Consider the following 23011-nt stretch of genomic DNA (forward strand, 5'->3'; position numbering starts at 1 on the left):
TAAGATCAGGCCCAGGTGCTCTTGAAAGCCTGGATGCCGGCAGCCAGTGCCTTTTCGGTATCACCGCTCAGGTCGGCCGACGATTCCATGGTGTTCATGACTTCGGCGTGGTTCGACTTGAGGTAGCTGATCATGGCCTTTTCGCATTCGAGTGCGCGCTTGACTTCGACATCATCGAAGTAGCCCTTGTCAGCTGCGTACAGCGTGACGGCCATTTCGGAGATGCTCATCGGAGCGTACTGCGGCTGCTTCATCAGTTCGGTCACCAGACGGCCGCGCTCGAGCTGCTTGCGGGTGGCTTCGTCCAGATCGGAAGCAAACTGCGCGAAGGCAGCCAGTTCGCGGTACTGGGCCAGGGCCAGACGGACACCGCCGCCGAGCTTCTTGATCAGCTTGGTCTGGGCAGCGCCACCGACGCGGGACACCGAGATACCGGCGTTGATCGCGGGACGGATACCGGCGTTGAAGAGGTCGGTTTCCAGGAAGATCTGACCGTCGGTGATGGAGATCACGTTGGTCGGAACGAAAGCGGAAACGTCACCAGCCTGGGTTTCGATCACCGGCAGGGCGGTCAGCGAACCGCTCTTGCCCTTGACTTCGCCGTTGGTGAACTTCTCGACCCATTCTTCGGAGACGCGGGCAGCGCGTTCCAGCAGGCGGGAGTGGAGATAGAAGACGTCGCCCGGATAGGCTTCGCGGCCCGGCGGACGGCGCAGCAGCAGGGAAACCTGACGGTAGCCCCAGGCCTGCTTGGTCAGATCGTCATAAACGATCAGTGCGTCTTGACCACGGTCACGGAAGTATTCGCCCATCGTGCAGCCGGCGTACGGTGCCAGGTACTGCAGTGCGGCCGATTCCGAAGCGGAAGCAGCAACGACGATTGTGTATTCCATGGCGCCGTGCTCTTCGAGCTTGCGAACGACGTTGGCGATGGTGGAAGCCTTCTGGCCGACGGCGACATAAACGCAGAACAGGTTCTTGCCCTTCTGGTTGATGATCGCATCGACAGCAACGGCGGTCTTGCCGGTCTGGCGGTCGCCGATGATCAGTTCGCGCTGGCCACGGCCAACCGGAACCATCGAGTCGACGCACTTCAGACCGGTCTGCACCGGCTGCGAAACGGACTTACGCCAGATGACGCCCGGGGCGACCTTTTCCAGCTTGTCGGTTTCCTTGGCGTTGATCGGGCCCTTGCCGTCGATCGGCTGACCGAGGGTGTTGACCACGCGGCCAAGCAGTTCCGGACCAACCGGCACTTCCAGAATGCGACCGGTCGTCTTGACGACGTCGCCTTCGGAGATGTGCTCGTATTCGCCCAGGATAACGGCGCCGACGGAGTCGCGCTCGAGGTTGAGTGCCATGCCGATGGTGTTGCCGGGGAACTCCAGCATTTCACCTTGCATGACGTCCTGCAAGCCATGCACGCGGCAGATACCGTCAGTGACGGAAACCACGGTGCCCTGCGTACGCACTTCCGATGCGCCTTGCAGGTTCTGGATCTTGCTCTTGATCAGTTCAGAAATTTCGGAAGGATTCAACTGCATGAAAATCTCCTAGTTGTTCAGTGCCACGGCCATCGCGTCGAGTTTGCCGCGGACTGAAGCATCCAGCATCTGGTCACCGACGGTGACCCGCACACCACCGATCAGACTCGCGTCGATTTCGACGCGGGCGGTCAGGCGGGTTCCGAAACGGGGTTCCAGTTGCTGCCGCAGAGCAGCGACCTGAGCATCGTCAATCGGGAATGCGGAGTACACCACCGCCTCCTGGACCCCTTCTTCCTGGCTGCGGGCCAGATCGAAAAGCCGGGAAATCTCCGGCAGGAGTGCGAGACGCCGGTTTTCTGCGAGGGTACGAACGAAATTGGCGAGAATCGGGTCGTTGTCGTCGGACAACGAAATGAACAATTCTGCTATCTGTTCAGCGGAGAGCCGGGGATTGCCCATGACCTGAGCCATGTCCCCGTCCTGGGCGATCAGCGCCAGCCTTTGCAGGCGCTGCGACCAGATGCCCTGGGCCCCGCTTTCCTTGGCCAGCTTGAAAGCGGCGTCGGCGTAGGGGCGAGCGATGGTGACGGATTCAGCCATAAGCTTTACAGATCCTGTTTGATCGTGGCCAGAATGTCGGAATGAGCCTGTGCATTGATCTCGCGGCGCAGAATTTGCTCGGCGCCGGTGACCACCAGGGCAGCGACCTGTTCGCGAAGCTGTTCCTTGGCACGGACGGCCTCCTGTTCGATTTCAGCCTTGGCACCGGCGACGATGCGGTCGGCTTCGGCCTTGGCGTTAGCCTTGGCTTCCTCGATCAGTTGGGCGCCGCGCTTTTCAGCGTTGGCGATCAGTTCAGCAGCCTTTTCCTTGCCTTCACGGAGGGCATCCGTGGAGCGCTTGGTGGCCAGTTCGAGATCTTGCTTGCCGCGTTCAGCAGCAGCCAGACCATCCGCGATCTTCTTCGCACGCTCGTCGAGCGCCTTCACAATGGGCGGCCACACGAATTGCATCGTGAACCACGCCAGAATGAAGAACACAACGAGCTGTGCAAACAACGTTGCGTTCAGATTCACGGTTCTAGTCCTCTTCTAAAGGGTTGATCGAAGAGGATCAATTAAACCAGTTGGAACGGGTTGGCGAAGGCAAACATCATGGCGATACCGACGCCGATCAGGAAGGCGGCATCGATCAGACCGGCCAGCAGGAACATCTTGGTCTGCAGGGCGTTCATCAGCTCCGGCTGGCGAGCCGATGCTTCAATGTATTTGCCGCCCATGAGGCCGATACCGATACAGGCACCGATAGCACCCAGACCAATGATCAGGCCGGCAGCCAGAGCAACAAAACCGAGAACGTGTTCCATGACAACTCCTTGCTAAGTTTAAGTAATGAAAAGGTAAAGCGAAAACAGGGTTACTACGTTAAATCTGTTGGGTACTGCAAAAACGGTACTGCTTAGTGCGCTTCGTGGGCCTGACCGACATAGACCAGCGTCAGCATCATGAAGATGAAGGCTTGCAGCGTGATGATCATGATGTGGAAGATGGCCCAGATCGAACCGGCAATGACGTGACCGACGAAACCGAAGACGGTGGCGGTGCCGCCGAGCAGCGCGATCAGCATGAATACCAGTTCGCCGGCGTACATGTTGCCGAACAGTCGCATGCCGTGGGAAACGGTCTTGGCGACGAATTCGATCATCTGCATGACGAAATTGACCGGATAGAGCAGCGGATGGCTACCGAACGGGGCGGTGAAGAGCTCGTGAATCCAGCCGCCGATGCCCTTGATCTTGATGTTGTAGTAGATGCAGATCAGCAGCACGCCGATCGACATGCCCAGTGCGGCGTTCAGGTCGGCGGTGGCGACCACGCGCTGGTAATGGATGCCGAACATTTCACCGATACGCGGCAGCAGATCGACCGGCACCAGGTCCATGGCGTTCATGAAGAAGATCCAGACGAAGACCGTCAGCGCCAGCGGCGAGACGAACTTACGCGATTCGGCGCTGTGCACGATGCCCTTGGCCTGCTCGGAAACCATGTCGACCAGGATTTCAATCGCAGCCTGGAAGCGGCCAGGCACACCGGAAGTGGCCTTGCGGGCAGCCAGCCAGAGGATGAAGATGGTGGCCAGACCGAGCACGACAGAGTAAAACAGCGTGTCGATGTTGAGCACGGACCAGTCTACGACGGCTTTTTGCGCGTGACCAGTGGTGTTGAGGTGGGTCAAGTGGTGGACGATGTACTCGCCAGATGTCGGTGCTGCGCTACCTGCGGCCATGTTATCTCTTCCAAAAAGCTAAAAAACCTGCATGCAGGACAATCGCCAGGCCGATCAGCAAGCTCGGCCAGTGCATCTCGGGATATCCCTTGATGGCGATTGCCAGAATTCCGATGGTGGCCGCAATCTTGAGGAACTCACCGATGAAGAAATTCGCCGCGTAGGATGCCCCGGGGCGATTTTTCAACATCGTCAGCCGGACGGCAAAGAACAGATTGGGCAGTATCGCGGCCACTGCCGCAAACCCAACTGAAACAAGCCCCCGCGTACCCACGATCACACCGGCCAGAACTGCTGTTATCAATGCTGCACCAAGTTGCAGATATATCGCTCTCAACATGGTGTCATGCAATCCTTAGCCGGCTGTGCCACACAGACCTAAATGATACAAGACTTCAAAAATTACCGTCAATGAAAATTAAGGGTTTACCGCAATGCAGCATGCCCCCAAATCCGCTTAACGAAGCCGTCCGAGGATGCCTTCGAGTTGCTCAAGGTCGCCAAATTCGATGGTGATCTTGCCGGCCCCCTTCTTGTTGCTGCGAATCGCAACGGCGGCACCGACGGCATCGGAAATTTCTTCCTGCAGACGCAGCAGGTCACGGTCGACCGGCGGCGCGGCAGTTTGCTTCGGCGGATTGACGATCTGCTGGACGAGGCGTTCGGCTTCGCGCACCGACAGACCCTTCTGGACGATGCGCTGGGCCACCGCGACCTGCTGGGCGCCGGGCAGCGGCAGCAGCGCGCGGGCGTGGCCCATGTCAAGCTTGCCGGTCATCAGCAGTTCCTGCACCGGTGCGGCCAGTTGCAGCAGGCGCAGCAGGTTGGACGCGGCCGGGCGCGAACGGCCGACGGCGTCGGCGGCTTGCTGGTGGGTCAGGCCGAATTCGTCGATCAGGCGCTGCAGGCCCTGGGCTTCTTCGAGCGGGTTGAGATTCTCGCGCTGGATGTTCTCGATCAGCGCCATCGCCAGCGCCTGCTCGTCGGGAATGCTGCGCACCAGCACCGGCACTTCGCTCAGGCCGGCCTGCTGGGCGGCGCGCCAGCGGCGTTCACCGGCGATGATCTCGTAGCGCTCGGCGCCCGGCGTCTTGTCGACGGCGCGCACCAGGATCGGCTGCATCACGCCCTGGGCCTTGATCGAGCTGGCCAGCTCGGCCAGCGACGCCGGGTCCATCTGCGTGCGCGGCTGGTATTTGCCGGGCTTGAGGCGGTCCACCGGCAGATTGCGCAGTTCGTCTTCGGGTTTGGCATCGCTGCCGGCGAGCAGCGCGTCGAGGCCGCGGCCGAGTCCCTTCATCTTGATCATTTGGCGACCCTTTCAAGAATTTCCTGGGCGAGTGCGCTGTAGGCCAGCGCACCCTTCGAATTTTTGTCAAAGGCGATGACCGGCTTGCCGTACGACGGCGCTTCGGCCAGGCGGACGTTACGCGGCACGATGGTCTTGTAGACCTTGTCGCCGAAGTGGCTCTCGAGCTCGTTCGAGACCTGCTGGGTAAGCGTGCTCTGGCCGTTGTACATGGTCCGCAGCAGGCCTTCGACCTCGAGCCGCGAATTCAGGTGGTGACGCACCTTGCGCAGCGTCTCGACGAGGTCGGACAGGCCTTCGAGCGCGTAGTACTCGCACTGCATCGGGATCAGCACCGAATCGGCGGCGACCAGGGCATTGACGGTCAGCATGTTGAGTGCCGGCGGGCAGTCGATGAGGACGAAATCGTACTCGTCGTGATTCTGCGCCAGCGCTTCCTTGAGCCGGTATTCGCGGCGGTCGAGCTCGATCAGTTCGACTTCGGCGCCGGCCAGTTCGCGGTTGGCCGGCAGCACATCGAATCCGAACTCGGTCTTGATGCAGACTTCGACCAGGGAGGCGGCGCCGATCAGCAGCTGATAGACCGTCGGCAGCGCTTCCTTCTTGGTGATGCCGGCGCCGGTGGTCGCGTTGCCCTGCGGATCCATGTCGATCAGCAGCACGCGTTGACCTTCGGCCCCGAGCGAGGCGGCGAGGTTGACGGCGGTGGTCGTCTTGCCGACGCCGCCCTTCTGGTTGGTGATGGCGAGTACTTTCATGAGCCCGCTTTCAGGAGGATGAGATGTCTTTCGGCGTCGAGGCCGGGTACGTGCAGGCGGATCACCTGGTCAACGACGATGTCCGCCGGCAGCGCAGCGATTTCGTCGTCCGGGCGGACGCCCTTCATGGCCAGCCAGCGGCCGCCGGGGGCCAGCAGATGACGCGTCAGTTCGACGAAAAGCTTGAGTTCGGCGAAGGCGCGCGAACTGATCTGGGCATACTGGCCGGTCAATTCCTCGACCCGGGCGTGGTCGACGGCGACGTTCTTCAGCCCGAGCTGGATCGCTGCCTGCTGCAGGAAGGTCGCCTTCTTCTGCACGGTATCGACCATGCGCACCGACAGTTGCGGCCGGGCGATGGCCAGCGGGATGCCCGGCAGGCCGCCGCCGGAACCGACGTCGAGCAGCGCCCCGTCGCCGACGTGCGGCAGGATGGCCAGCGAATCGAGCAGATGATGCGAGATCGCTTGTTCCGGATCGCGTAGCGCGGTCAGGTTGTAGGTCTTGTTCCACTTGAGCAGCAGGTCGCGGAAGGCGAGCAGTTGCTGCTGGGTGGTGTCGGGCAGGTCGAGGCCGAGTTCAGCCAGGCCGCTGGCGAGGGTGATCGTGCTCATGCGGCTTGCGACAGCTTGAAACGTTTCAGGTGGATCAGCAGCAGCGAGATCGCCGCCGGCGTCACGCCCTGGATGCGCGAGGCCTGGCCGATGGTCTGCGGCTGATGCAGCTTGAGCTTCTGCTTTACTTCGTTCGACAGGCCGGCCACCGTCGAGTAGTCGAGATCGGCCGGCAGCGGCGTGTTCTCATAGCTGGCCGATTTGGCCACTTCCTCGGCCTGGCGGTCGATGTAGCCCTGGTACTTGGCAGAAATCTCGAGTTGCTCGACGACCTGCGGGTCGCTCTGGCCTTCGCCTGCGCCGGGTAAGGTCAGCAGGCTGGCGTAAGTGACTTCCGGACGGCGCAGCAGGTCGAACAGATTGTATTCATGCTCGATGGCCTTGCCGAGCACGCGGATGCTGTCCTCGGCCGGAACGATCTTGGGATTGACCCAGGTCGCCTTCAAGCGCTCCTGTTCGGCGGCGATGGCGTCACGTTTGCGGCAGAAGGCGTCCCAGCGCGCATCGTCGACCAGGCCGAGCGTCCGGCCCTGTTCGGTCAGGCGCAGGTCGGCGTTGTCCTCGCGCAGGCTCAGTCGGAATTCGGCACGGCTGGTGAACATCCGGTAAGGGTCGGAGACGCCGCGCGTGATCAGGTCGTCGACCAGCACGCCGAGGTAGGCTTCGTTGCGCTTCGGACACCAGCCGTCGCGGCCACGGACGTAATTCACCGCGTTGATGCCGGCCAACAGGCCCTGCGCTGCCGCTTCCTCGTAACCGGTGGTGCCGTTGATCTGGCCGGCGAAGAAGAGGCCGTTGATGGCCTTGGTTTCCAGCGTGTCCTTGAGGCCGCGCGGGTCGTAGAAGTCGTATTCGATGGCGTAGCCGGGACGCAGGATGTGCACGTTCTCCATGCCCCGAATCGAGCGCACCAGCGCCAGCTGGATGTCGAAAGGCAGGCTGGTGGACACGCCGTTCGGGTAAATCTCGTGCGTGGTCAGGCCTTCCGGTTCGAGGAAGACGTTGTGCTGGGTCTTGTCGGCGAAGCGGTGGATCTTGTCCTCGATCGACGGGCAATAACGCGGGCCGACGCCCTCGATGACGCCGGTGTACATCGGCGAGCGGTCCAGCCCGCTGCGGATGATGTCGTGCGTCTTCTCGTTGGTCTCGGTGATCCAGCACGGCAACTGCTGCGGGTGCTGCGCCGCGTTGCCGAGGAAGGAAAACACCGGCAGCGGATCGTCCGAGTGCTGCTCTTCCATCACTGTGAAGTCGATGGTCTTGCCGTCCAGGCGCGGCGGCGTGCCGGTCTTCAGGCGGCCTTGCGGCAGGTTCAATTCTTTCAGACGCGCGGCCAGCGACACCGATGGCGGATCGCCCATGCGCCCGCCGGTGTAGTTTTCCAGGCCGACGTGGATCTTGCCGTTGAGGAAGGTGCCGGCGGTGAGCACGACGGCCTCGGCCAGGAAGCGGATGCCCAGTTGGGTGACGGCGCCGCAGACCTTGTCGCCTTCGACGATGAGGTCATCGCAGGCCTGGGCGAAGATGGTCAGGTTCGGCTGGTTTTCCAGGCGCGTGCGGATCGCCTGCTTGTACAGCACGCGGTCGGCCTGGGCGCGGGTGGCGCGGACGGCCGGACCCTTCGAGGCATTGAGGATGCGGAACTGGATGCCGGACTCGTCGGTCGCTGCCGCCATCGCGCCGCCCAGGGCATCGACTTCGCGTACCAGATGGCCCTTGCCGATGCCGCCGATCGACGGGTTGCAGCTCATCGCCCCGAGCGTGTCGAGGTTATGCGTCAGCAGCAGCGTGTTCGCCCCCGACCGGGCTGCGGCGAGCGCAGCTTCGGTGCCGGCATGGCCGCCGCCGACAACGATGACATCGAAACGGGTGGGGTAGAGCATCGGAATGGGAATGTTGCGGCGCAGTATGGGACCGGCGATTTTACGTCAGCTTGCTGAAAAATCACAGGCTTAGCCCGGCAACAGGCGGAAGGCCTCGGGCGCGTCTTGCCCTGCATGATGAACTCAAGTAATTTGCCGAAATGAACACACCAGCAGGCAACAGCCTTGGCGCGCTTGACGATGAGGAGATGCTCCTTGTCCTGCAGCAGTCGCTGACCAAAAAGCGCGTCCTGATCGTCGACCGGCACTCGCCGGCACGCGATTCGCTGCGCCTGATGCTCGGTGCGCTCGGCGTTACGGCGGTGCACGGTGCGGGCAGTTCGGCCGAGGTGATCCGCCAGGTCAAGGGCAACCGCTTCGACATCATCCTGTCCGATTTCGTGCTCGATGACGGCCGTGACGGCCAGCAGTTGCTCGAGGAACTGCGCCATGCCCACCTGATTCCGCTGGCAACGGTGTACATGATCATTACCAGCGAGCGCAGCTACACCAACGTGGTGGCGCTGGCCGAATTGTCGCCGGACGACTACCTGATCAAGCCGTTTACCTCGGAGCAGTTGCAGGCGCGGCTGGTGCGGTCGATCTACAAGAAACATGTATTGCGCAAGATCTACGAGCAGATCGAGCGCGGCGAATTGCACGAGGCCATCGCCGCCTGCGACCGGGTCATCCAGCAACAACCGATGTATCAGTACGACGCCCTGCGCTTCAAGGGGGAGTTGCTGCATCAACTGGGCCAGACTGGCGAGGCCGAAGCCGTTTACCGGCGTGTGCTCGAAGGACGCATCGCGCCCTGGGCAAAGATGGGCCTGGCCACCGCGCTGCGCGACCGCAACGCGCTCGACGAAGCCGAGCAACTGGCCGAGCAGGTCTTGCAGGAAGCGCCGGATTTTCTCTCGACTTACGACTTCCTGGCCTCGGTGCACGAAGCCCAGGGCAAGCTGAAGGAAGCCCAGACTGTACTGCAGCGTGCCGCCGATGTGTCGCCGCACAATACCGTGCGGCAACGCTTGGTCGGCGATGTGGCCGCCCGCAACAAGGATCTGCTGGCGGCGGAGAAGGCCTACAGCAAGGTCATTGCCCGCAGCAAGGGCTCCAGTCTGCGCACCGTGGACGATTTCGCCAACCTGTCGCGGGTTCTGGTCGAACGCGGCGATGTCGAGGCATCGCGCAAGGTGACGGCCGAGATGAAGCGCGAACTGCGCGGCGACAAGCAGGCCGAACTGGCTGCCCTGGTCAGCGAAAGCCTCTGCCTGGAAGCCGAGGGTGCCCCGGAGAAGGCCAAGCAACTGGTCGATCACGCCTTGTCGCTGCAGGGCGAGGTCGAAGCCGAAAGCCACAGCAAGGGTCGCGGCGTTTCGCAGCGCCTGGCCATCGATCTGGCGCACGCCTGCTATGCGACCGGCAAGCCGGCGGACGCGGAAAAAATCATGCGCCAGGTCGCTGCCGAAAATCACGAAGACACCCACCTGATCGGTCACATCACCGATGTCTTCGCCAAGACCGGCCGTCCGGATGCCGGCAAGGCGCTGCTCGAACAGGTCGGTCGCGAGATCGTCGAGCTCAACAACAAGGGCGTCATGGCGGCGCGCGCCGGCGATTTCGAAGGCTCGGTACACCTCCTGATGCAGGCCGCCGACCAGGTGCCCAATCTGCAATTCCTGGTCAATGCGGCCAAGGCCATCTATACCCTGATGGACCAGAAGGGCTGGAGTCCCACGCTCGCCGAACGGGCTTTCGACTACCTGCAGCGGGCGCAGCGCAAGGACCGCAAAAGTCCGAAGGTGGTCTCGGCACGCCAGCTCTACGTCACCGTGGCGAAAAAATACGGTATCGAAACCACACTCTAGGCAGGGAATTGGCCTGGCTGGCGTGATAAAGTCGCCATTTTTCCCACCCCGGATCCTGCCATGTTCTCTGGAATTGTCGCGGCGGTTGGCCGCATCACCAAACTCACGCCGCGCGAAGTCGGTTACCGCCTGACGGTCGAAGCCGGCCGCCTCAACATCGACGATGTCGCCCTCGGCGACTCGATTGCCCACAACGGCGTCTGTCTGACCGTGGTCGGAAGGGAAGGCAGTGCCTTCCAGGTCGACGTGTCGCCCGAGACCCTGTCCTGCACCGTCGGCCTCGACGCACCGGGTCCGGTCAATCTGGAAAAGGCCCTGCGCCTCAACGACGTGATCGGCGGCCACCTGGTTTCCGGCCATGTCGACGGCGTCGGCGAAGTCCTGCGTTTCGACCCGGTCGGCGACAACCGCCTGCTGGAAATTCGCGCGCCGAAGGAAATTGCCAAGTTCATCGCGCGCAAGGGTTCTATCGTCGTCGACGGTACCAGCCTGACGACCAACGAGGTCAAGGGCACCGACTTCACCATCAACCTGATCCCGCACACGCTGGAAAACACCACGCTGAACCGTCTGCAGCCGGGCAGCAAGGTCAATCTCGAAGTCGACCTGATCGCTCGCTACTGCGAGCGTCTGCTGGCTGCCGAGCGCGAGGCCTGAGCGCCAGCCGACGAACGGCGGTTGAAAAACCGCCCCCCTGCCCCCATAATGGTTTCCATGGTTGTAATTCCAGCAATCTGGAGGCGTTCTGGACAGGGGTTCGATTCCCCTCACCTCCACCCAAGGGCATTGGCTGCAGTGCGTTTGGTTGGGGGTGTACTGGTTTCGACAGGGCGGGCAAAGGTGCGCAGGCAACTCGTCAGGCGATCGACGTTAATGAAGCAAATCCATAATTGCCAACGATGAGCAATTCGCTATTGCCGCCTAAAAACGGATAGCCGGGGCCGCTAGCGCCTTGTTACCAAAGATAGCCGGCGGGGACTTCGGTCCCCGTCGTCAATTCCGGATTCCCTTTTTCAGTGATCGGCCATGTAGCGGAAGCTGCGCGTCGCGTGGACGCCGGCAATCCGTTCCGGCACCAGGATGCCGCTGCGCTCGAGTTGCTTGACGATGCGCGAGATGGTCTCGAAGCGCAGGTCGGTGATGTCGGCGATGGCTTGTCGCGTCGGCAGCACCACGCCGCCATCTTGGCCGGCCAGCAGGCGGACCAGGCCGAGCACCCGGTCGACCGCCTGACCGCCGCGCAGGGCGACGATCTCGGCGGCCCGCTGCTGGGCGCGGGCGAGCGAGGCGAGCAGCGACTCACCGGCCAGTGCCTGTTCGCCTTCGGGCCAGGGACTGAGTTCGCAATCGGTCAGGGCGCTGGCCGAAAAGGTATACACCCCGAACAACAGCGTTTCGCAGCCGACGATGTCGCCGCCAATCGCCAGGCTGGCAAAGCGTTCACCGCCAGGCTGCTGGCTGTCCAGGCGCAGCACGCCGCGTTGCAGTCGCCAGGCCAGGCCTTCCTCGCCGGCCTGATGCAGGCGTTCGCCGCAGGCCAGCTGCCGCCGCCGGACCGGCTGCTCAGTCGCTTTGCGATCGATCGTGAAAAAAGCCATTTTCCCCTCCTCTGCAAACGCAAAAAGCCCCGGTCACCGACGACCGGGGCTGCCTTCAGGCGGCAGGATCAGAACTTGACGTTGATGCCGGCATACAGCGAACGGCCCATGCCCGGAACCGGGGTGCCCCACAGCGGGACGACGCCGGTGGTCGTGGTGGCCGTCGTCATCGTCGTCCCCTGGCCCAGGTAGGCGCCGCCCAGCGGCATTTCGTAATAGCGGTCGAACAGGTTCTCGACGCCGAAATCGAAGCGGACCTGCTTCCAGGCATGGCTGAAGCGCAGGTTGACCAGGCTGTAGCCCGACGTCTTCATTTCGTTGCGGACTTCCGAGACCTTGTTCTTGCTCGCCACACCAATGACTTCCAGGGCGTTGTCCCAGGCGCCGGTCTTCTGCGTCAGCGTCAGCTTGGCGTTGAGCGGCATGATGTTGTACAGGTCGTCGCCGGTCTTCCGGTTCTTGCCGCGGGTGTAGCTGAGCATCCCGTTCAGGCCGAGTTCGCCGATGCTGGATTGGGCCAGCGGCATCTTGCCGGAAAGATCGAAGCCATACAGGCGGGCCGAGTGGTTGGCGTAGCGCAGCACCGTGAATTGATCGCGCAATGGGACCGCCCGGGGGGCATTGGCAGTGGCATCCCATTGCACGGCGTCGATGTAGTCGGTGACATGGGTGTAGTAAGGCGTCAGCTTGAGTTCGTGATTGCGTTCGACGTCGTGCCAGTCGAAGGTGGCCGAGAGTTTGTGCGCTTTCTCCGGCTTCAGGTCGGGGTTGCCGACGTAGCCATTGCCGTCGCCGACGAAATTGTTCATCAGGGCAGCCATCTGCCAGGTCGACCAGGGGTAGGCTTCGTACAGGCTGGGCGAACGCGTCTTGCGGGCGAAGCCGAATTCGATGTCCAGACCGGCGTGTGCGGTGTAGCGGGCGAGTGCGGTCAGGTCCCAGTTGTTGTCGCTGCGCGAGCGGTCGCGGGCGTTGAACAGGTTGGCATCGCGGCCCTGGTTGCCGCCGCCGGCCGGGTTGTAGCCGGCGACATCGCCAGCGTCCATGGTCACGCGTTCATAGCGCAGGCCGAGCAGTGTCATCCAGTTGGCGCTGGCCCGGCTTTCCCATTCGCCGAACAGGGCCTGGCGGTCGCGCTCGCCGTCGTTGATGTTCACGAAGGTGCCCGGCCACATGCCGCTGCCGGAGGCCGGCCACCAGTCGTCGAGGCGATAGCGCTGGAATTCGGTCCCGACACGCAGCAGATCCTGGTCGCTCAGTTTGACATCGGCTTTCAGACTCGCGCCGGTGGTCCGGCTTGCGGTGTACATTGGCATGCCCTGGGCGCAGGTGGCGCTCATTGCCCCGCAGGTCACCGGGTCAATCGCCGCCGCACCGCCAGATGCTGCGCCGTACCAGTAACGCTTGTCCCGGCCGAAATCCATGAAATGGTCGACGGTCTCGTGATAGGCCCGGGCTTCCAGCTTGCCCCAGTCGTATTCACCCAGCCAGCGCAGGTTGATGCGCTTCTGTTCGTTGTCGAGCAGGTCCATGCGCTGGTTCGGGTAAAGCTGTTCCGGCATGTCCTGATAGCCGAGCTTGACCTCGAACAGGTGGTTGGCGTTCTTCACCGCCAGACCGAGGGTATGGTTGCCGGCCTTGTAGGAAGTCGAGCCGACTTCGTCGCGGGCGAGCTGGTGGCCGGCGCGGCCGGTGGCGGTGTAATTCTTGAAGTCGCGACCAGCGGTGTAGTTGTCGGCTTCGCTGTAGGCGCCGGTATAGCTCAGGCTGATGTTTTCGGTGGCTGCGGTGGCACTGGCGTTGCCGCCGCGCGCCTGGTTGTTGCTGCGGTAGAAGGCGCCGACTTCACCCTTGAACAGGCGTTCGCCGGGGGCGGCGAATTCCGGCGCGCGGGTTTCGGCGACGATGCTGCCACCGATGCTGTCACCCCCCTGGCTGACCGGGCTGATCCCGGCATAGACGGTGAGCGTGCCGACCTGGCTGGGATCGAGGTAGGACAGTGCCGGGTTCATGTGGTTGGGGCAGCTGGCGATCAGGTCCATGCCGTCGATCTTGATCCGCAGCCGGTCGTCGGCCAGGCCGTGGATGGCCGGCAGGCTGGAGACGGCACCGGCGCCGTAGAAACTGACCCCGGGGACATCCTGCAGCAGGCCGGCAACGTCGCTGCTGCGCGCACCCTGGCGGCGCAGGGCTTCGCCTTCAAGCTGGGTGGTGCTGCCGGCGGTCCGGTCGCGCTCGGCGCTGACGACGATTTCCGCCATGGCTGCACTATCCTGGGCCTGGGCGGGAATGGCAAAGGCGAACGCCATGGCGAGCGCCAGCGGCCGGATGCGGTGATCCATGAATACCCCTTCGTTTTTTATTGATTACGAAAGGGCGGATTGTCGGCAATGGTGCCTGTTCCGGGAATGTGACAAATCGTCGCACCCCGGTGCCGGCGGGGTCAGGAAGCGTTGAGCTTTTCCAGCGCTTCGCGCAGCTTGGCCGGTTCGTCCAGGCGCAGCATCTTGCGCACGTTGGGGGCAATTTCCGAAACGTCGCTCTTGAGGATGCGGTTCTTGACCTTGAGGATCTGCGACGGATGCATCGAGAAGATGCGCAGTCCCATGCCGAGCAGCAGGCGGGTCAGCTTCGGGTCGCCGGCGGTTTCGCCGCAAACCGAGACCGGGATGCCGGCCTTTTCGGCATTCGAGATGGTGTGCGCGAGCAGCATCAGCACCGCCGGATGCAGCGGGTCGTAGAGGCTGGCGACCTGCTCGTCGGCGCGGTCGATGGCCAGCGTGTACTGGATCAGGTCGTTGGTGCCGATCGACAGGAAATCGAGCCGGCGCAGGAAGATGCCGACCGCCAGCGCCGCCGCCGGAATCTCGATCATGCCGCCGACCTGGGTGTTCTCGTCGAAGGGAATCTTCTCGCCGCGCAGGCTGGACTTGGCCTGTTCGATGGCGGCCAGGGTCTGGTCGATCTCGTGCGCGTGGGCGAGCATCGGGATCAGCAGCTTGATCGGCCCGTAGCGCGAGGCGCGCAGGATGGCGCGCAACTGCGTCTGGAACATCTTCGGCTCGGACAAGGACAGGCGGATCGCCCGGCGGCCGAGCGCCGGATTGGTCTTGACCCGGTCGCCGGCCGTGCCTTCCGGGTGCAGGTCCTTGTCGGCGCCGAGGTCGAAGGTGCGGATGGTCACCGGTCGCCCGGCCATGCCCTTGACCACCTTCTTGTAGGCCTCGAACTGTTCCTGCTCGTCGGGCATGTCGCCGCGGTTGAGGAAGAGGAATTCGGTGCGGAACAGGCCGATGCCTTCGGCGCCGCCTTCGAGCGCGTCGGGAACGTCGCCCGGCAGTTCGATGTTGGCGTGGAGGGCGATGTCGATGCCGTCGAGCGAGACCGTGCGCGAGGTCTTCAGGCGCTTGAGCTGGTTCTTCTCCAGCTCGATCTGCTCCATGCGCAGCCGGTATTCCTCGAGCACGCGCGGGTCGGGATTGACGATGACGACGCCGCGCATGCCGTCGACGATCAACTGTTCGCCGTCGCGGATCAGCGCGCGCCCGTTCTCCAGGCCGAGCACGGCTGGAATCGCCATGCTGCGGGCAAGGATCGCCGTGTGCGAGGTGGCGCCGCCGACATCGGTGATGAAGGACGCGAAGCGGTGATCCTTGAAGGCGATGGTGTCGGCCGGCGAGAGGTCGTGGGCGACGACGATCAGCGATTCTTCCTTGGTGTGCTTGGCCGCCTTCAGCGAAGCCTTGCCCGGATGGCCGAGCAATTCCTTGATCACCCGCTCGACGACCTGGATGACGTCGTACTTGCGCTCGCGCAGGTAGGGATCGTCGAACTGCTCGAACTGCCCGACCAGGTGTTCCATCTGCTGGACCAGCGCCCATTCGGCGTTGCAGCGGCGTTCGCGGATGATCTCGCGCGGTTTTTCGACCAGTTCGGTGTCTTCGAGGAACATCGTGTGAATGTCGATGAAGGCCGAGAGCTCCGCCGGGGCGTGCTCGGTATTTTCCTTCATCGTCAGCAGTTCGCTCTTGACTGCGGCGATGGCTGCATCGAAACGGGCGATTTCCTTGTCCACCAGCCGCGGGGCCAGCGTCAGGTGCGACACTTCCAGCGTCGCATGCGACATCAGCATGGCCCTGCCGATGGCGATGCCGGCGGAAACGCCCAGTCCGTGCAGGGTAAAGCTCATGGGCCTTATTCTCCTTCGCCGAAATAGTCGGCGATCAATGCCAGCAGGGCGTCCATGGCTTCGTTTTCGTCCTTGCCGTCGGTCTCGATGGTCACCGTCGAACCCTTGCCGGCCGCCAGCATCATCACGCCCATGATGCTCTTGGCGTTGATCCGCCGGCTGCCCTTGCTCATCCACACCTCGCACGTGAACTTGCCGGCGAGCTGGGTGAGTTTGGCGGAGGCGCGGGCGTGGAGGCCGAGCTTGTTGATGATCTGGGTTTCCCGGGTGAGCATGGGTCAGTGGTCCTGCAGGTTGAGCACGCCGCCCCGGCCGCCGTCGCGGGCATGGGTCAGCAGGGTTTTGAGGTCCTTGTCACGGTGCGTCAGCGCCGACAGCAACATCGGCAGATTGACCCCGGCCAGCCCGGCAATACGGCCGCGCTCGCGCAGTTTCATTGCCAGATTGGCCGGCGTCGCCCCGTACAGGTCGGTCAGCAACAGCACCCCGTTACCGTCGTCCACCGAGGCGCACAGCGCCCGGGCCACCGGCAACAGGTCGAGCGGATCGTCCTGCGGCGCAACGCCAAGCTGCACCAACCCGGCCGGACGCCGGTTGAGTACGTGGCAGGCATTCTGGACGAGGGTCTCGCCGTAGCAGCCGTGGGTAATCAGGAAGATGCCGATCATGCGCAGGATTCTAACCTGCGAGCGCTACTTTCGGCTGACCACGAGAATGCCGGCGACGACCAGCACGGCGCCGCCCAGTTGCGCCAGCGACACCGGTTCGTCGAGCAGCCACCAGCCGAAACCGATGGTCAACATCGGCCCGACCATGCCGTACAGCGAGGTCCGTTCCGGCCCCAGGCGGCGGATCGCCGCGCCGAGCGCGAATACCGGGATGACCGTCGAAAACACTGCCATTGCCAGGCTCCAGCCATAGACCGGCAGCGGCTGGACGATGGCGGCGAACGGCTCGCTCAGGCCGAAATGCAGCAAGGTGACGGCCGTCGACACCAGCATCGCCAGCGCCGAAAAACGCATCGCGCCGAGCCGGGCGATCATCGGCCCGCTGCCCGACAGGTAGATCGCATAAGCGACGCTGGAAGCGAACACCAGCGCGCCGCCGACCAGCACATCGCGCGCATCGCCCAGGCCCAGGTCGTGGATGAAGGCGGCGCCGATGCCGGTGTAGCACAGCACCAGCGCCAGCAACTCGCGCCGGGTGAAGGCCTTGCCCTGGAACAGCACGCCGATGAGCAGGGTCAGCGTCGGGTAGGTGAACAGGATCAGCCGTTCCAGACCGGCCGAAATGTACTGCAAACCCCAGAAATCGAGGATGCTGGCGCCGTAGTAGCCAAGGCAGCCGAGGGCGATCACGCGCAGCCAGTCGCCGCCGCTCAGCGCCGCGCCGTCCCGCTGCCGGCGCAGACCGACCCACAGGAAGACCGGCAGCGCGAAAGCCATGCGCAGCATCAGCAGGGTGATCGCGTCGACGCCGTAGGGATAGGCGAGCTTGATGAAAATCGCCTTCAGCGAGAAGCCGAGCGCCGCGATCAGGGCGAGGCCGAGCCCGCCGGAAAGGGTGTTCATGTCGGCGCCTTCAGTCGGCCGGCAGGCGCCGCAGGATCAGCGCCAGGCCGCAGACGGCCAGCGCGCAGCCGAGCATGGCGGCGATCACGCCGGGCCAGCCGGCATGGCTCCAGGCCCAGCCGGTCGCCGTGCCGATGACGCTGCCGCCGAGGTAATAGCTCGACAGGTAGAGCGCCGAGACGAAGCCGCGCCGCGCCCCGGCGCGATGGCCGACCCAGGCGCTGGCGACCGTATGTACGGCAAAGAAGCCGAAGGTGTACAGCGCCAGGCCGGCGATGATCAGCCACAGCGGCGGCGCCAGCGTGATGGCGATGCCGGCGGTCATCAGCACGGCCATTGCCAGCATGATGCGCGGCCGGCCGTGGCGCGCCACCTGCCGCCCGGCCCAGGCCGACGAATAGCTGCCCACCGCGTAGAGCAGGAAAACGCTGCCGATCAGGCTGGGCGACAGGTCGTACGGCGCCTGGCTGAGCAGGAAGGGCAGGAAGTTGTAGAGACCGACCAGCGTTCCCATGCCGACGAAAGCCGTGCAGAACAGCCAGGGCAGGCCGGGGTCGGCGTAAATGCGGCGAATGTCGGTGAATAGCGGGCCAATTTGTAGCGAACGCGGTTCGAAATTGCGCGCCGGCAGCAGCAGGCGCCAGCACACCAGCGCCCCCAGCAGGCCGATCAGGCTGACCGCGCTCAGGCCGACATGCCAGGAGCCGCACCAGTCGCTGACGGTCGCGGCGACCAGTCGGCCGGCCATGCCGCCGAGCGCATTGGCGCCGATGTACAGGCCCATGGCCCGCGCCCGCTCGCCGACCGGCAGTTCCTCACCGAGGTAGGCCATCGCCGCCGCCGGCACGCCGGCAACGCAAATGCCCAGCCCGGCGCGGGCCAGCACTAGCAGCCAGAAATCCGGCGCCCAGGCCGACGCCAGCGAGAACAGCCCGGCGCCGAGCAGGCCGACGCGGATCAGTCGTTCGCGCCCGTAGCGGTCGGCGATCAGGCTGAGTGGAATCAGCAGCAAGGCCACCAGGCCGGTGCCGGCCGTCACGCTCAGGCTGGCCTGTCCCGGCGTCACGGCAAAGGCGGCGGTCAGCTGCGGCAGCAGCGGTTGCGTGCCGTAAAGCAGCATGAAACAAGCGAAGCCGGCCAGCGACAGGGCCAGGGTGATGCGGGCGTCGTGCGTGAGGGAGAAGCGGCGAGCGAACAAGGCGGTTTCCGTAACCAGGGGCGTGGCAGTGATTGAACGCCCTGGCGCTGCCGCTGGCAATTGGTATTATCGCAAGCAAGCATTCGATCAGGACGAAACCTTGCACTACGACCTTCCCGACTTGCGGCTCGTCGCCGCGATTGCCGACAGCGGCGCCCTGACCCGTGCCGCCGAGCGTGTGCACCTTGCGCCGTCATCGGCCAGCCATCGCCTGAGCCAGCTCGAAGCCAGCCTCGGCGTGGCCCTGTTCGAACGCCATGCGCGCGGCCTGACGCCGACCGTCGCCGGCGAATCGCTGCTGCGCCACGCCCGCCAGGTGTTCGCCCAGCTCGAACAGATGCACGCCGACCTCGCCCCCTACGCCAGCGGGCTGAACGCCCAGGTCACTGTGTTCGCCAACACCAACGCGATCAACTGCTTCCTGCCCGAAGACCTCGGCGACTTCCTGCGCGAGCATCCGCAGATCCGCGTCAGCCTGGAAGAACAGCCGAGCCCGGCCATCGTCGGTGCAGTTGCCGCCGGCCAGGTCGACATCGGCGTCGTTGCCGCCGAGGGCGATTTCGGCGGGCTGGCTGTCACGCCCTACCGCCGCGACCGCCTGGTGCTGATCGTCGCCGCCGAGCATCCGCTGGCCGGCCAGCGGGAAATCGCCTTCGCCGACGTGCTCAACGAAGCCTTCGTCTGCCTGCACGCCGGCAGCGCCATCCACACCTTCATGATGAACCACGCGGCACGCCTCGGCGGCCGGCTCGACGTGCGCATCCAGGTGCGCAGCTTCGCCGCCGTCTGCCGCATGGTTGCCGCCGGGGTCGGCATCGGCATGGTGCCGCGTTCGTCGGTCGCCGCCGCCGAACGCCTGAAGACGGTGGAGATCGCCGACGCCTGGGCGCCGCGCGACCTCCACCTGTGCGTCCGCGAACGCGCCGCGCTCAGTCCGGCAGCGCGCGCGCTGTTCGACCATCTGGCGACGATGGGCGGCGGCTGAGGCCTCAGGCCGGCGTCAGCCAGTCGGCGTGGCGTAGGCGCGCCGACCCTCGAAGCAACCGTAGCCGTAATGCAGGGTGTGTGCCCCTTGGTGTCGCGCCGGGGTGGCTCGTTTTCTGCTGCCGACACGGTTATCCTGTCACCATGATTTTCAACACTCCGACGATCTTCGCTTCGGTGGCGCTGGTGGCGCTGATCATGGCCGTCTGCCTGATCCTCGTCGGCCAGGAGCACAAACGCGACGGCATGCGCACAGGCGGCGCCGGCCTGTTCGCGCACGCCCTCGCCTACTGCTGCTTCACGCTCTACGGTCAGGCGCCGTTGTGGCTGACCTACGGCGTCGGCAACACGCTGCTGGCGCTGGCGCTGGCCTTCTACGCCGCCAGCCTGTTACGCATCCACGGACAGCCGGTGCCGTGGAGCCGCATTTTCGTGTTGCCGGTATTGATGGCCGTGGCCCTGGCCGCGTTGATCGACACCCGCGAACCGCGCATGTTCGCCGCCTGCCTGGTGCTGATCCTGCAATGCCTGCTGATCATGGCCTGGGCCTGGCGTTACGCCCGCCACGCCGGCCGTGCCCACCTGTTGCTGCTGCTCGGCGGCGGCATCACCCTGATCGGCCTGCTCCTGCGCGTCGCCGCCATTGCCTCCGGTGCTGCTGCCGAACTGCCCTACGATGTCAGCAATCTGCGGCAGACGGTGTCGGTCAGCATCGGCACCGTCACTGTGATGATGTTCTCGCTCGGCCTGGTGCTGATGGCCAAGGAGAAGACCGAAACGGCATTGCGCGAGATGGCGCTGCGCGATGCGCTGACCGGCATCGCCAACCGCCGCGCGATCATCGAGGCCTGCGAGCGCGAAATCGAACGCGCCCGCCGGGTCGGCACGCAGCTATCGATCGCGCTGCTCGACATCGATCATTTCAAGCGCATCAACGACAGCCACGGCCATCTGGCCGGCGATGCCGTGCTCCGGCAGGCAGCCGGCTTGTTGCGTCAGCGTCTGCGCCAGTCCGACGAAGTCGGCCGTTACGGCGGCGAAGAATTCCTGGTGCTGCTCCCCGATACCGGCCGCGACGGCGCCCTGACCGTGATCGACGGCCTGCGCGGAGCGGTGGCCGCGCAGCCGGCGGTCTTCGGCGATCTGGTCCTGCCCTACCGCTTCAGTGCCGGTCTGTGGTGTGGCGTGCCCGCTCCCGGCGATAGCTCCGACAGCCTGATCGCGCACGCCGACGCGGCGCTGTACGAGGTCAAGGCCGCCGGGCGCGACGGCGTCAGTGTGGCCCAGCCGCGTCTGGCCTGAAATGCCGGCCGCCGCGCTTTTTGTCAGCAGCAACGAGTGTCTTGCCGCCGGTGATTTCAATGCTGCCGCCACGCTGTTACGCGAGGCCTTGCGTCTGGCGCCCGAATTTCCGGAGGCCCACGCCAACCTGGCGCTGGTCCTCGAACGGCTCGGCCAGCTGGATGATGCCGAGGCCAGTTATCGCCAGGCACTGGCACTGGCGCCCCGGGCTCCCGAGATTCTGATCAACTACGCCGGCCTGCTCGCCGCCCGCCGCCGTCATGCCGATGCCGAGGTGCTCTACCTCGCCGCCTTGCAGGCCGATCCCGGTTCGCTGCGGGCGTGGACACATTTCGGCGTATTACTTGCCACCGGCAAGCGGGAAATCGAGGCCGAGCAATGCTATCGGACCGCCCTCAGCCTTGATCCCGACGCCGCCGAAGCGCGTTTCAATCTCGCCTATCTGCTGCTGCGTCAGGGGCGCTACGCCGAAGGCTGGCCCTGCCTGGAGGCGCGCGACTGGTACGCGCCAATCGAGCGCAGCCTGGGTCTGCCGCGCTGGCAGGGCGAATCGCTGGTCGGCAAGGCGCTGCTCATCGGGCTGGAGGCCGGTCACGGCGACATGATCCAGTTCTGCCGCTACGTGCCCTTGCTCAAGGCCGCCGGCGCGCGGCGCGTGTCGGTGCTCTGCCATCCGCCGCTGGCACGGCTGTTACGCACCCTGCCCGGCGTCGACGAAGTCCTCGCTGTCGGCGATCCGGCCCCGGCCGAATCCTGGGATTACTGGTCGCCACCGCTCAGCCTGCCCTACCATCTGCAAACCCGAGTGGAGACGATACCTGCCGATCTGCCCTACCTCGCCGCCGAATCGGCGCTGATCGCCGACTGGGCGGCATGCATGGCAGACGGCAGCGGAAAACGGGTCGGCCTGGTGTGGAAGGGCAATCCCCGTTTCGCGAACGACAGCGAGCGTTCGCTACCGTCCTTGCACACGCTGGCACCGCTGGCCGGCATCCCTGGCGTGCGTTTCTACAGTCTGCAGAAAGGCGCTGGCGAAGCCGAGGCGGGCGACCCCGGCCGACCGTTTCCAATCGTTGACCTGGGCAGCCGGATCACCGATTTCACCGATACCGCAGCGATCATCGCCAATCTCGACCTGCTTATCAGCGTCGACACCGCCGCCGCCCACCTGGCTGGCGCGCTCGGCAAACCCTGCTGGGTCTTGCTGCCCGATTACCAGACCGACTGGCGCTGGCTGGCTGGGCGCGACGACTCGCCGTGGTACCCAGGGGCCGTCCGCCTGTTCCGTCAGCCGGCCGGCGGCGGCTGGTCGCCGGTGATCGCAGCGGTGGCAGCGGCGCTAGCCTAGTCCAGGCGCCGCCGCCCAGCGCAGACGACGAGCAGGTAATGGCGCCCGGCCACCGCTGCGAACGCGGGCATCACATGCAGCAGTGGCAGGTCGTTCATTGCCGGATCATTCGCCGGCGGCCTTCAACTCGGCCATGAATTCACGCTGGACCTGCTGCATTTTCGGCATTGCCGAGGCCATCAGGCCCTGAATTTCCGGCGTGATCTTCTGCATCATCACCGGCATCTTGCGGATCAGCGCCTGACCGGCCGGTGTGCGGTAGAAATCGAGCATGCCGGCGACTTCGTCCTCGCTCAGCGAGTCGCGGTAGATGCGGATGTACAGCGGCTCCATCCGCTCCCAGGTGAGTTCGTCGCGCATCACCACGAGCATCTTCTTTTTCATGTTGTCGATTGCCTGCTGCTGCTTCGGCGTCGGCTTGCGCTCGCCGAGCGCCATGCGGACGCCGGCGTTCATCGATTCCTCGAACTGGCCGTTCATGCTGTCGACCAGCTGGCGCGCCTGGGTGACCGAGAGCAGCGCCCGGATCGAGGCTTCGCTGGCCGGTTCGGCAGCGCCGGCAGCAGTGGCGGAAAGAAGCAGGACGGCGATCAGCAGGCGGAGTCGGGTCATCGGATTCTCACAGACTATGACG

23 protein-coding genes and 1 other RNA gene are annotated in these 23011 nt (G+C 64.5%); 6 read left to right on the plus strand and 18 right to left on the minus strand.

Going from position 1 to position 23011, the window contains the following annotated elements; translation table 11 throughout:
- Nucleotides 1-5 precede the first annotated feature (5 nt).
- The 10 genes from atpA to mnmG form a co-directional block, all read right to left on the minus strand.
- Nucleotides 6-1544 carry a F0F1 ATP synthase subunit alpha gene (gene atpA / locus AADV58_RS02110; protein ID WP_028993805.1) on the minus strand — a complete coding sequence of 513 codons (1539 nt, stop codon included), beginning with the start codon at nucleotides 1542-1544 and terminating at the stop codon, nucleotides 6-8.
- A 9-nt stretch (nucleotides 1545-1553) separates the two neighbouring features.
- Entirely contained in the window at nucleotides 1554-2087 is a 534-nt protein-coding gene (locus AADV58_RS02115) for a F0F1 ATP synthase subunit delta (protein WP_341743947.1), read from the minus strand.
- A 5-nt stretch (nucleotides 2088-2092) separates the two neighbouring features.
- Nucleotides 2093-2563: a F0F1 ATP synthase subunit B gene (locus AADV58_RS02120; protein ID WP_028993803.1), complete on the minus strand. Its 471-nt coding sequence runs from the start codon at nucleotides 2561-2563 to the stop codon at nucleotides 2093-2095.
- Between the two features lie 41 nt (nucleotides 2564-2604).
- The gene (atpE, locus tag AADV58_RS02125) at nucleotides 2605-2853 is read right to left on the minus strand and encodes a F0F1 ATP synthase subunit C (protein ID WP_028993802.1); all 249 of its coding nucleotides are present in this window, start codon (nucleotides 2851-2853) and stop codon (nucleotides 2605-2607) included.
- 92 nt (nucleotides 2854-2945) lie between these two features.
- The gene (gene atpB / locus AADV58_RS02130) at nucleotides 2946-3773 is read right to left on the minus strand and encodes a F0F1 ATP synthase subunit A (protein WP_028993801.1); all 828 of its coding nucleotides are present in this window, start codon (nucleotides 3771-3773) and stop codon (nucleotides 2946-2948) included.
- 1 nt (nucleotide 3774) lies between these two features.
- Nucleotides 3775-4113 carry an ATP synthase subunit I gene (locus tag AADV58_RS02135; RefSeq protein ID WP_028993800.1) on the minus strand — a complete coding sequence of 113 codons (339 nt, stop codon included), beginning with the start codon at nucleotides 4111-4113 and terminating at the stop codon, nucleotides 3775-3777.
- A 117-nt stretch (nucleotides 4114-4230) separates the two neighbouring features.
- Nucleotides 4231-5082 carry a ParB/RepB/Spo0J family partition protein gene (locus AADV58_RS02140; protein WP_341743948.1) on the minus strand — a complete coding sequence of 284 codons (852 nt, stop codon included), beginning with the start codon at nucleotides 5080-5082 and terminating at the stop codon, nucleotides 4231-4233.
- Nucleotides 5079-5840 carry a ParA family protein gene (locus AADV58_RS02145; protein WP_028993798.1) on the minus strand — a complete coding sequence of 254 codons (762 nt, stop codon included), beginning with the start codon at nucleotides 5838-5840 and terminating at the stop codon, nucleotides 5079-5081. Before AADV58_RS02145 ends, AADV58_RS02140 begins: the two co-directional genes overlap by 4 nt.
- On the minus strand, nucleotides 5837-6454 hold the full coding sequence (gene rsmG / locus AADV58_RS02150; RefSeq protein ID WP_028993797.1) for a 16S rRNA (guanine(527)-N(7))-methyltransferase RsmG: 618 nt from the start codon (nucleotides 6452-6454) through the stop codon (nucleotides 5837-5839). Before rsmG ends, AADV58_RS02145 begins: the two co-directional genes overlap by 4 nt.
- Entirely contained in the window at nucleotides 6451-8337 is a 1887-nt protein-coding gene (mnmG, locus tag AADV58_RS02155; RefSeq protein ID WP_341743949.1) for a tRNA uridine-5-carboxymethylaminomethyl(34) synthesis enzyme MnmG, read from the minus strand. Before mnmG ends, rsmG begins: the two co-directional genes overlap by 4 nt.
- A 140-nt stretch (nucleotides 8338-8477) precedes the next feature.
- Here mnmG and AADV58_RS02160 point away from each other — a divergent pair, with 140 nt between their 5' ends.
- The 3 genes from AADV58_RS02160 to ssrA all read left to right on the plus strand — a co-directional run bounded on the left by AADV58_RS02160 (nucleotide 8478) and on the right by ssrA (nucleotide 11183).
- Entirely contained in the window at nucleotides 8478-10187 is a 1710-nt protein-coding gene (locus AADV58_RS02160) for a response regulator (protein ID WP_028993795.1), read from the plus strand.
- A gap of 60 nt (nucleotides 10188-10247) precedes the next feature.
- Complete coding sequence (locus AADV58_RS02165) at nucleotides 10248-10844, plus strand: riboflavin synthase (RefSeq protein ID WP_028993794.1); 597 nt, start codon at nucleotides 10248-10250, stop codon at nucleotides 10842-10844.
- 8 nt (nucleotides 10845-10852) lie between these two features.
- Nucleotides 10853-11183: a transfer-messenger RNA gene (ssrA, locus tag AADV58_RS02170) on the plus strand.
- 17 nt (nucleotides 11184-11200) lie between these two features.
- Here ssrA and AADV58_RS02175 read toward each other — a convergent pair.
- The 7 genes from AADV58_RS02175 to AADV58_RS02205 all read right to left on the minus strand — a co-directional run bounded on the left by AADV58_RS02175 (nucleotide 11201) and on the right by AADV58_RS02205 (nucleotide 18743).
- Nucleotides 11201-11785, minus strand: a complete 585-nt coding sequence (locus tag AADV58_RS02175; RefSeq protein ID WP_341743950.1) for a Crp/Fnr family transcriptional regulator — start codon at nucleotides 11783-11785, stop codon at nucleotides 11201-11203.
- Between the two features lie 68 nt (nucleotides 11786-11853).
- Complete coding sequence (locus AADV58_RS02180) at nucleotides 11854-14127, minus strand: TonB-dependent receptor (protein ID WP_341743951.1); 2274 nt, start codon at nucleotides 14125-14127, stop codon at nucleotides 11854-11856.
- Between the two features lie 101 nt (nucleotides 14128-14228).
- Nucleotides 14229-15974 (minus strand): phosphoenolpyruvate--protein phosphotransferase, encoded by a 1746-nt coding sequence (gene ptsP / locus AADV58_RS02185; protein WP_298394367.1) that lies wholly within the window; start codon nucleotides 15972-15974, stop codon nucleotides 14229-14231.
- Nucleotides 15975-15979: 5 nt separating this feature from the next.
- Entirely contained in the window at nucleotides 15980-16249 is a 270-nt protein-coding gene (locus AADV58_RS02190; protein WP_341743952.1) for an HPr family phosphocarrier protein, read from the minus strand.
- 3 nt (nucleotides 16250-16252) lie between these two features.
- Nucleotides 16253-16642 carry a PTS sugar transporter subunit IIA gene (locus AADV58_RS02195; RefSeq protein ID WP_281983896.1) on the minus strand — a complete coding sequence of 130 codons (390 nt, stop codon included), beginning with the start codon at nucleotides 16640-16642 and terminating at the stop codon, nucleotides 16253-16255.
- A 24-nt stretch (nucleotides 16643-16666) separates the two neighbouring features.
- Nucleotides 16667-17545, minus strand: coding sequence for a DMT family transporter (locus tag AADV58_RS02200; protein WP_341743953.1), 879 nt, complete (start codon nucleotides 17543-17545; stop codon nucleotides 16667-16669).
- Between the two features lie 10 nt (nucleotides 17546-17555).
- Entirely contained in the window at nucleotides 17556-18743 is a 1188-nt protein-coding gene (locus AADV58_RS02205) for an MFS transporter (protein WP_341743954.1), read from the minus strand.
- Between the two features lie 28 nt (nucleotides 18744-18771).
- On the opposite strand from AADV58_RS02205, the gene AADV58_RS02210 reads away from it, so the two are divergent.
- The 3 genes from AADV58_RS02210 (at nucleotide 18772) to AADV58_RS02220 (ending at nucleotide 22377) form a co-directional block, all read left to right on the plus strand.
- Nucleotides 18772-19728 carry a LysR family transcriptional regulator gene (locus tag AADV58_RS02210; protein WP_341743955.1) on the plus strand — a complete coding sequence of 319 codons (957 nt, stop codon included), beginning with the start codon at nucleotides 18772-18774 and terminating at the stop codon, nucleotides 19726-19728.
- Nucleotides 19729-19871: 143 nt separating this feature from the next.
- Entirely contained in the window at nucleotides 19872-21029 is a 1158-nt protein-coding gene (locus AADV58_RS02215; RefSeq protein WP_341743956.1) for a GGDEF domain-containing protein, read from the plus strand.
- A complete protein-coding gene (locus AADV58_RS02220) occupies nucleotides 21004-22377 on the plus strand; it encodes a tetratricopeptide repeat protein (protein ID WP_341743957.1) in 1374 nt (457 codons plus the stop codon). Before AADV58_RS02215 ends, AADV58_RS02220 begins: the two co-directional genes overlap by 26 nt.
- Nucleotides 22378-22482: 105 nt before the next feature.
- Here AADV58_RS02220 and AADV58_RS02225 read toward each other — a convergent pair whose 3' ends face one another.
- The gene (locus tag AADV58_RS02225; RefSeq protein ID WP_341743958.1) at nucleotides 22483-22989 is read right to left on the minus strand and encodes a DUF2059 domain-containing protein; all 507 of its coding nucleotides are present in this window, start codon (nucleotides 22987-22989) and stop codon (nucleotides 22483-22485) included.
- Nucleotides 22990-23011 lie beyond the last annotated feature (22 nt).

Source organism: Azonexus hydrophilus, assembly GCF_038368255.1.
Classification (GTDB): Bacteria; Pseudomonadota; Gammaproteobacteria; order Burkholderiales; family Rhodocyclaceae; genus Azonexus; species Azonexus hydrophilus.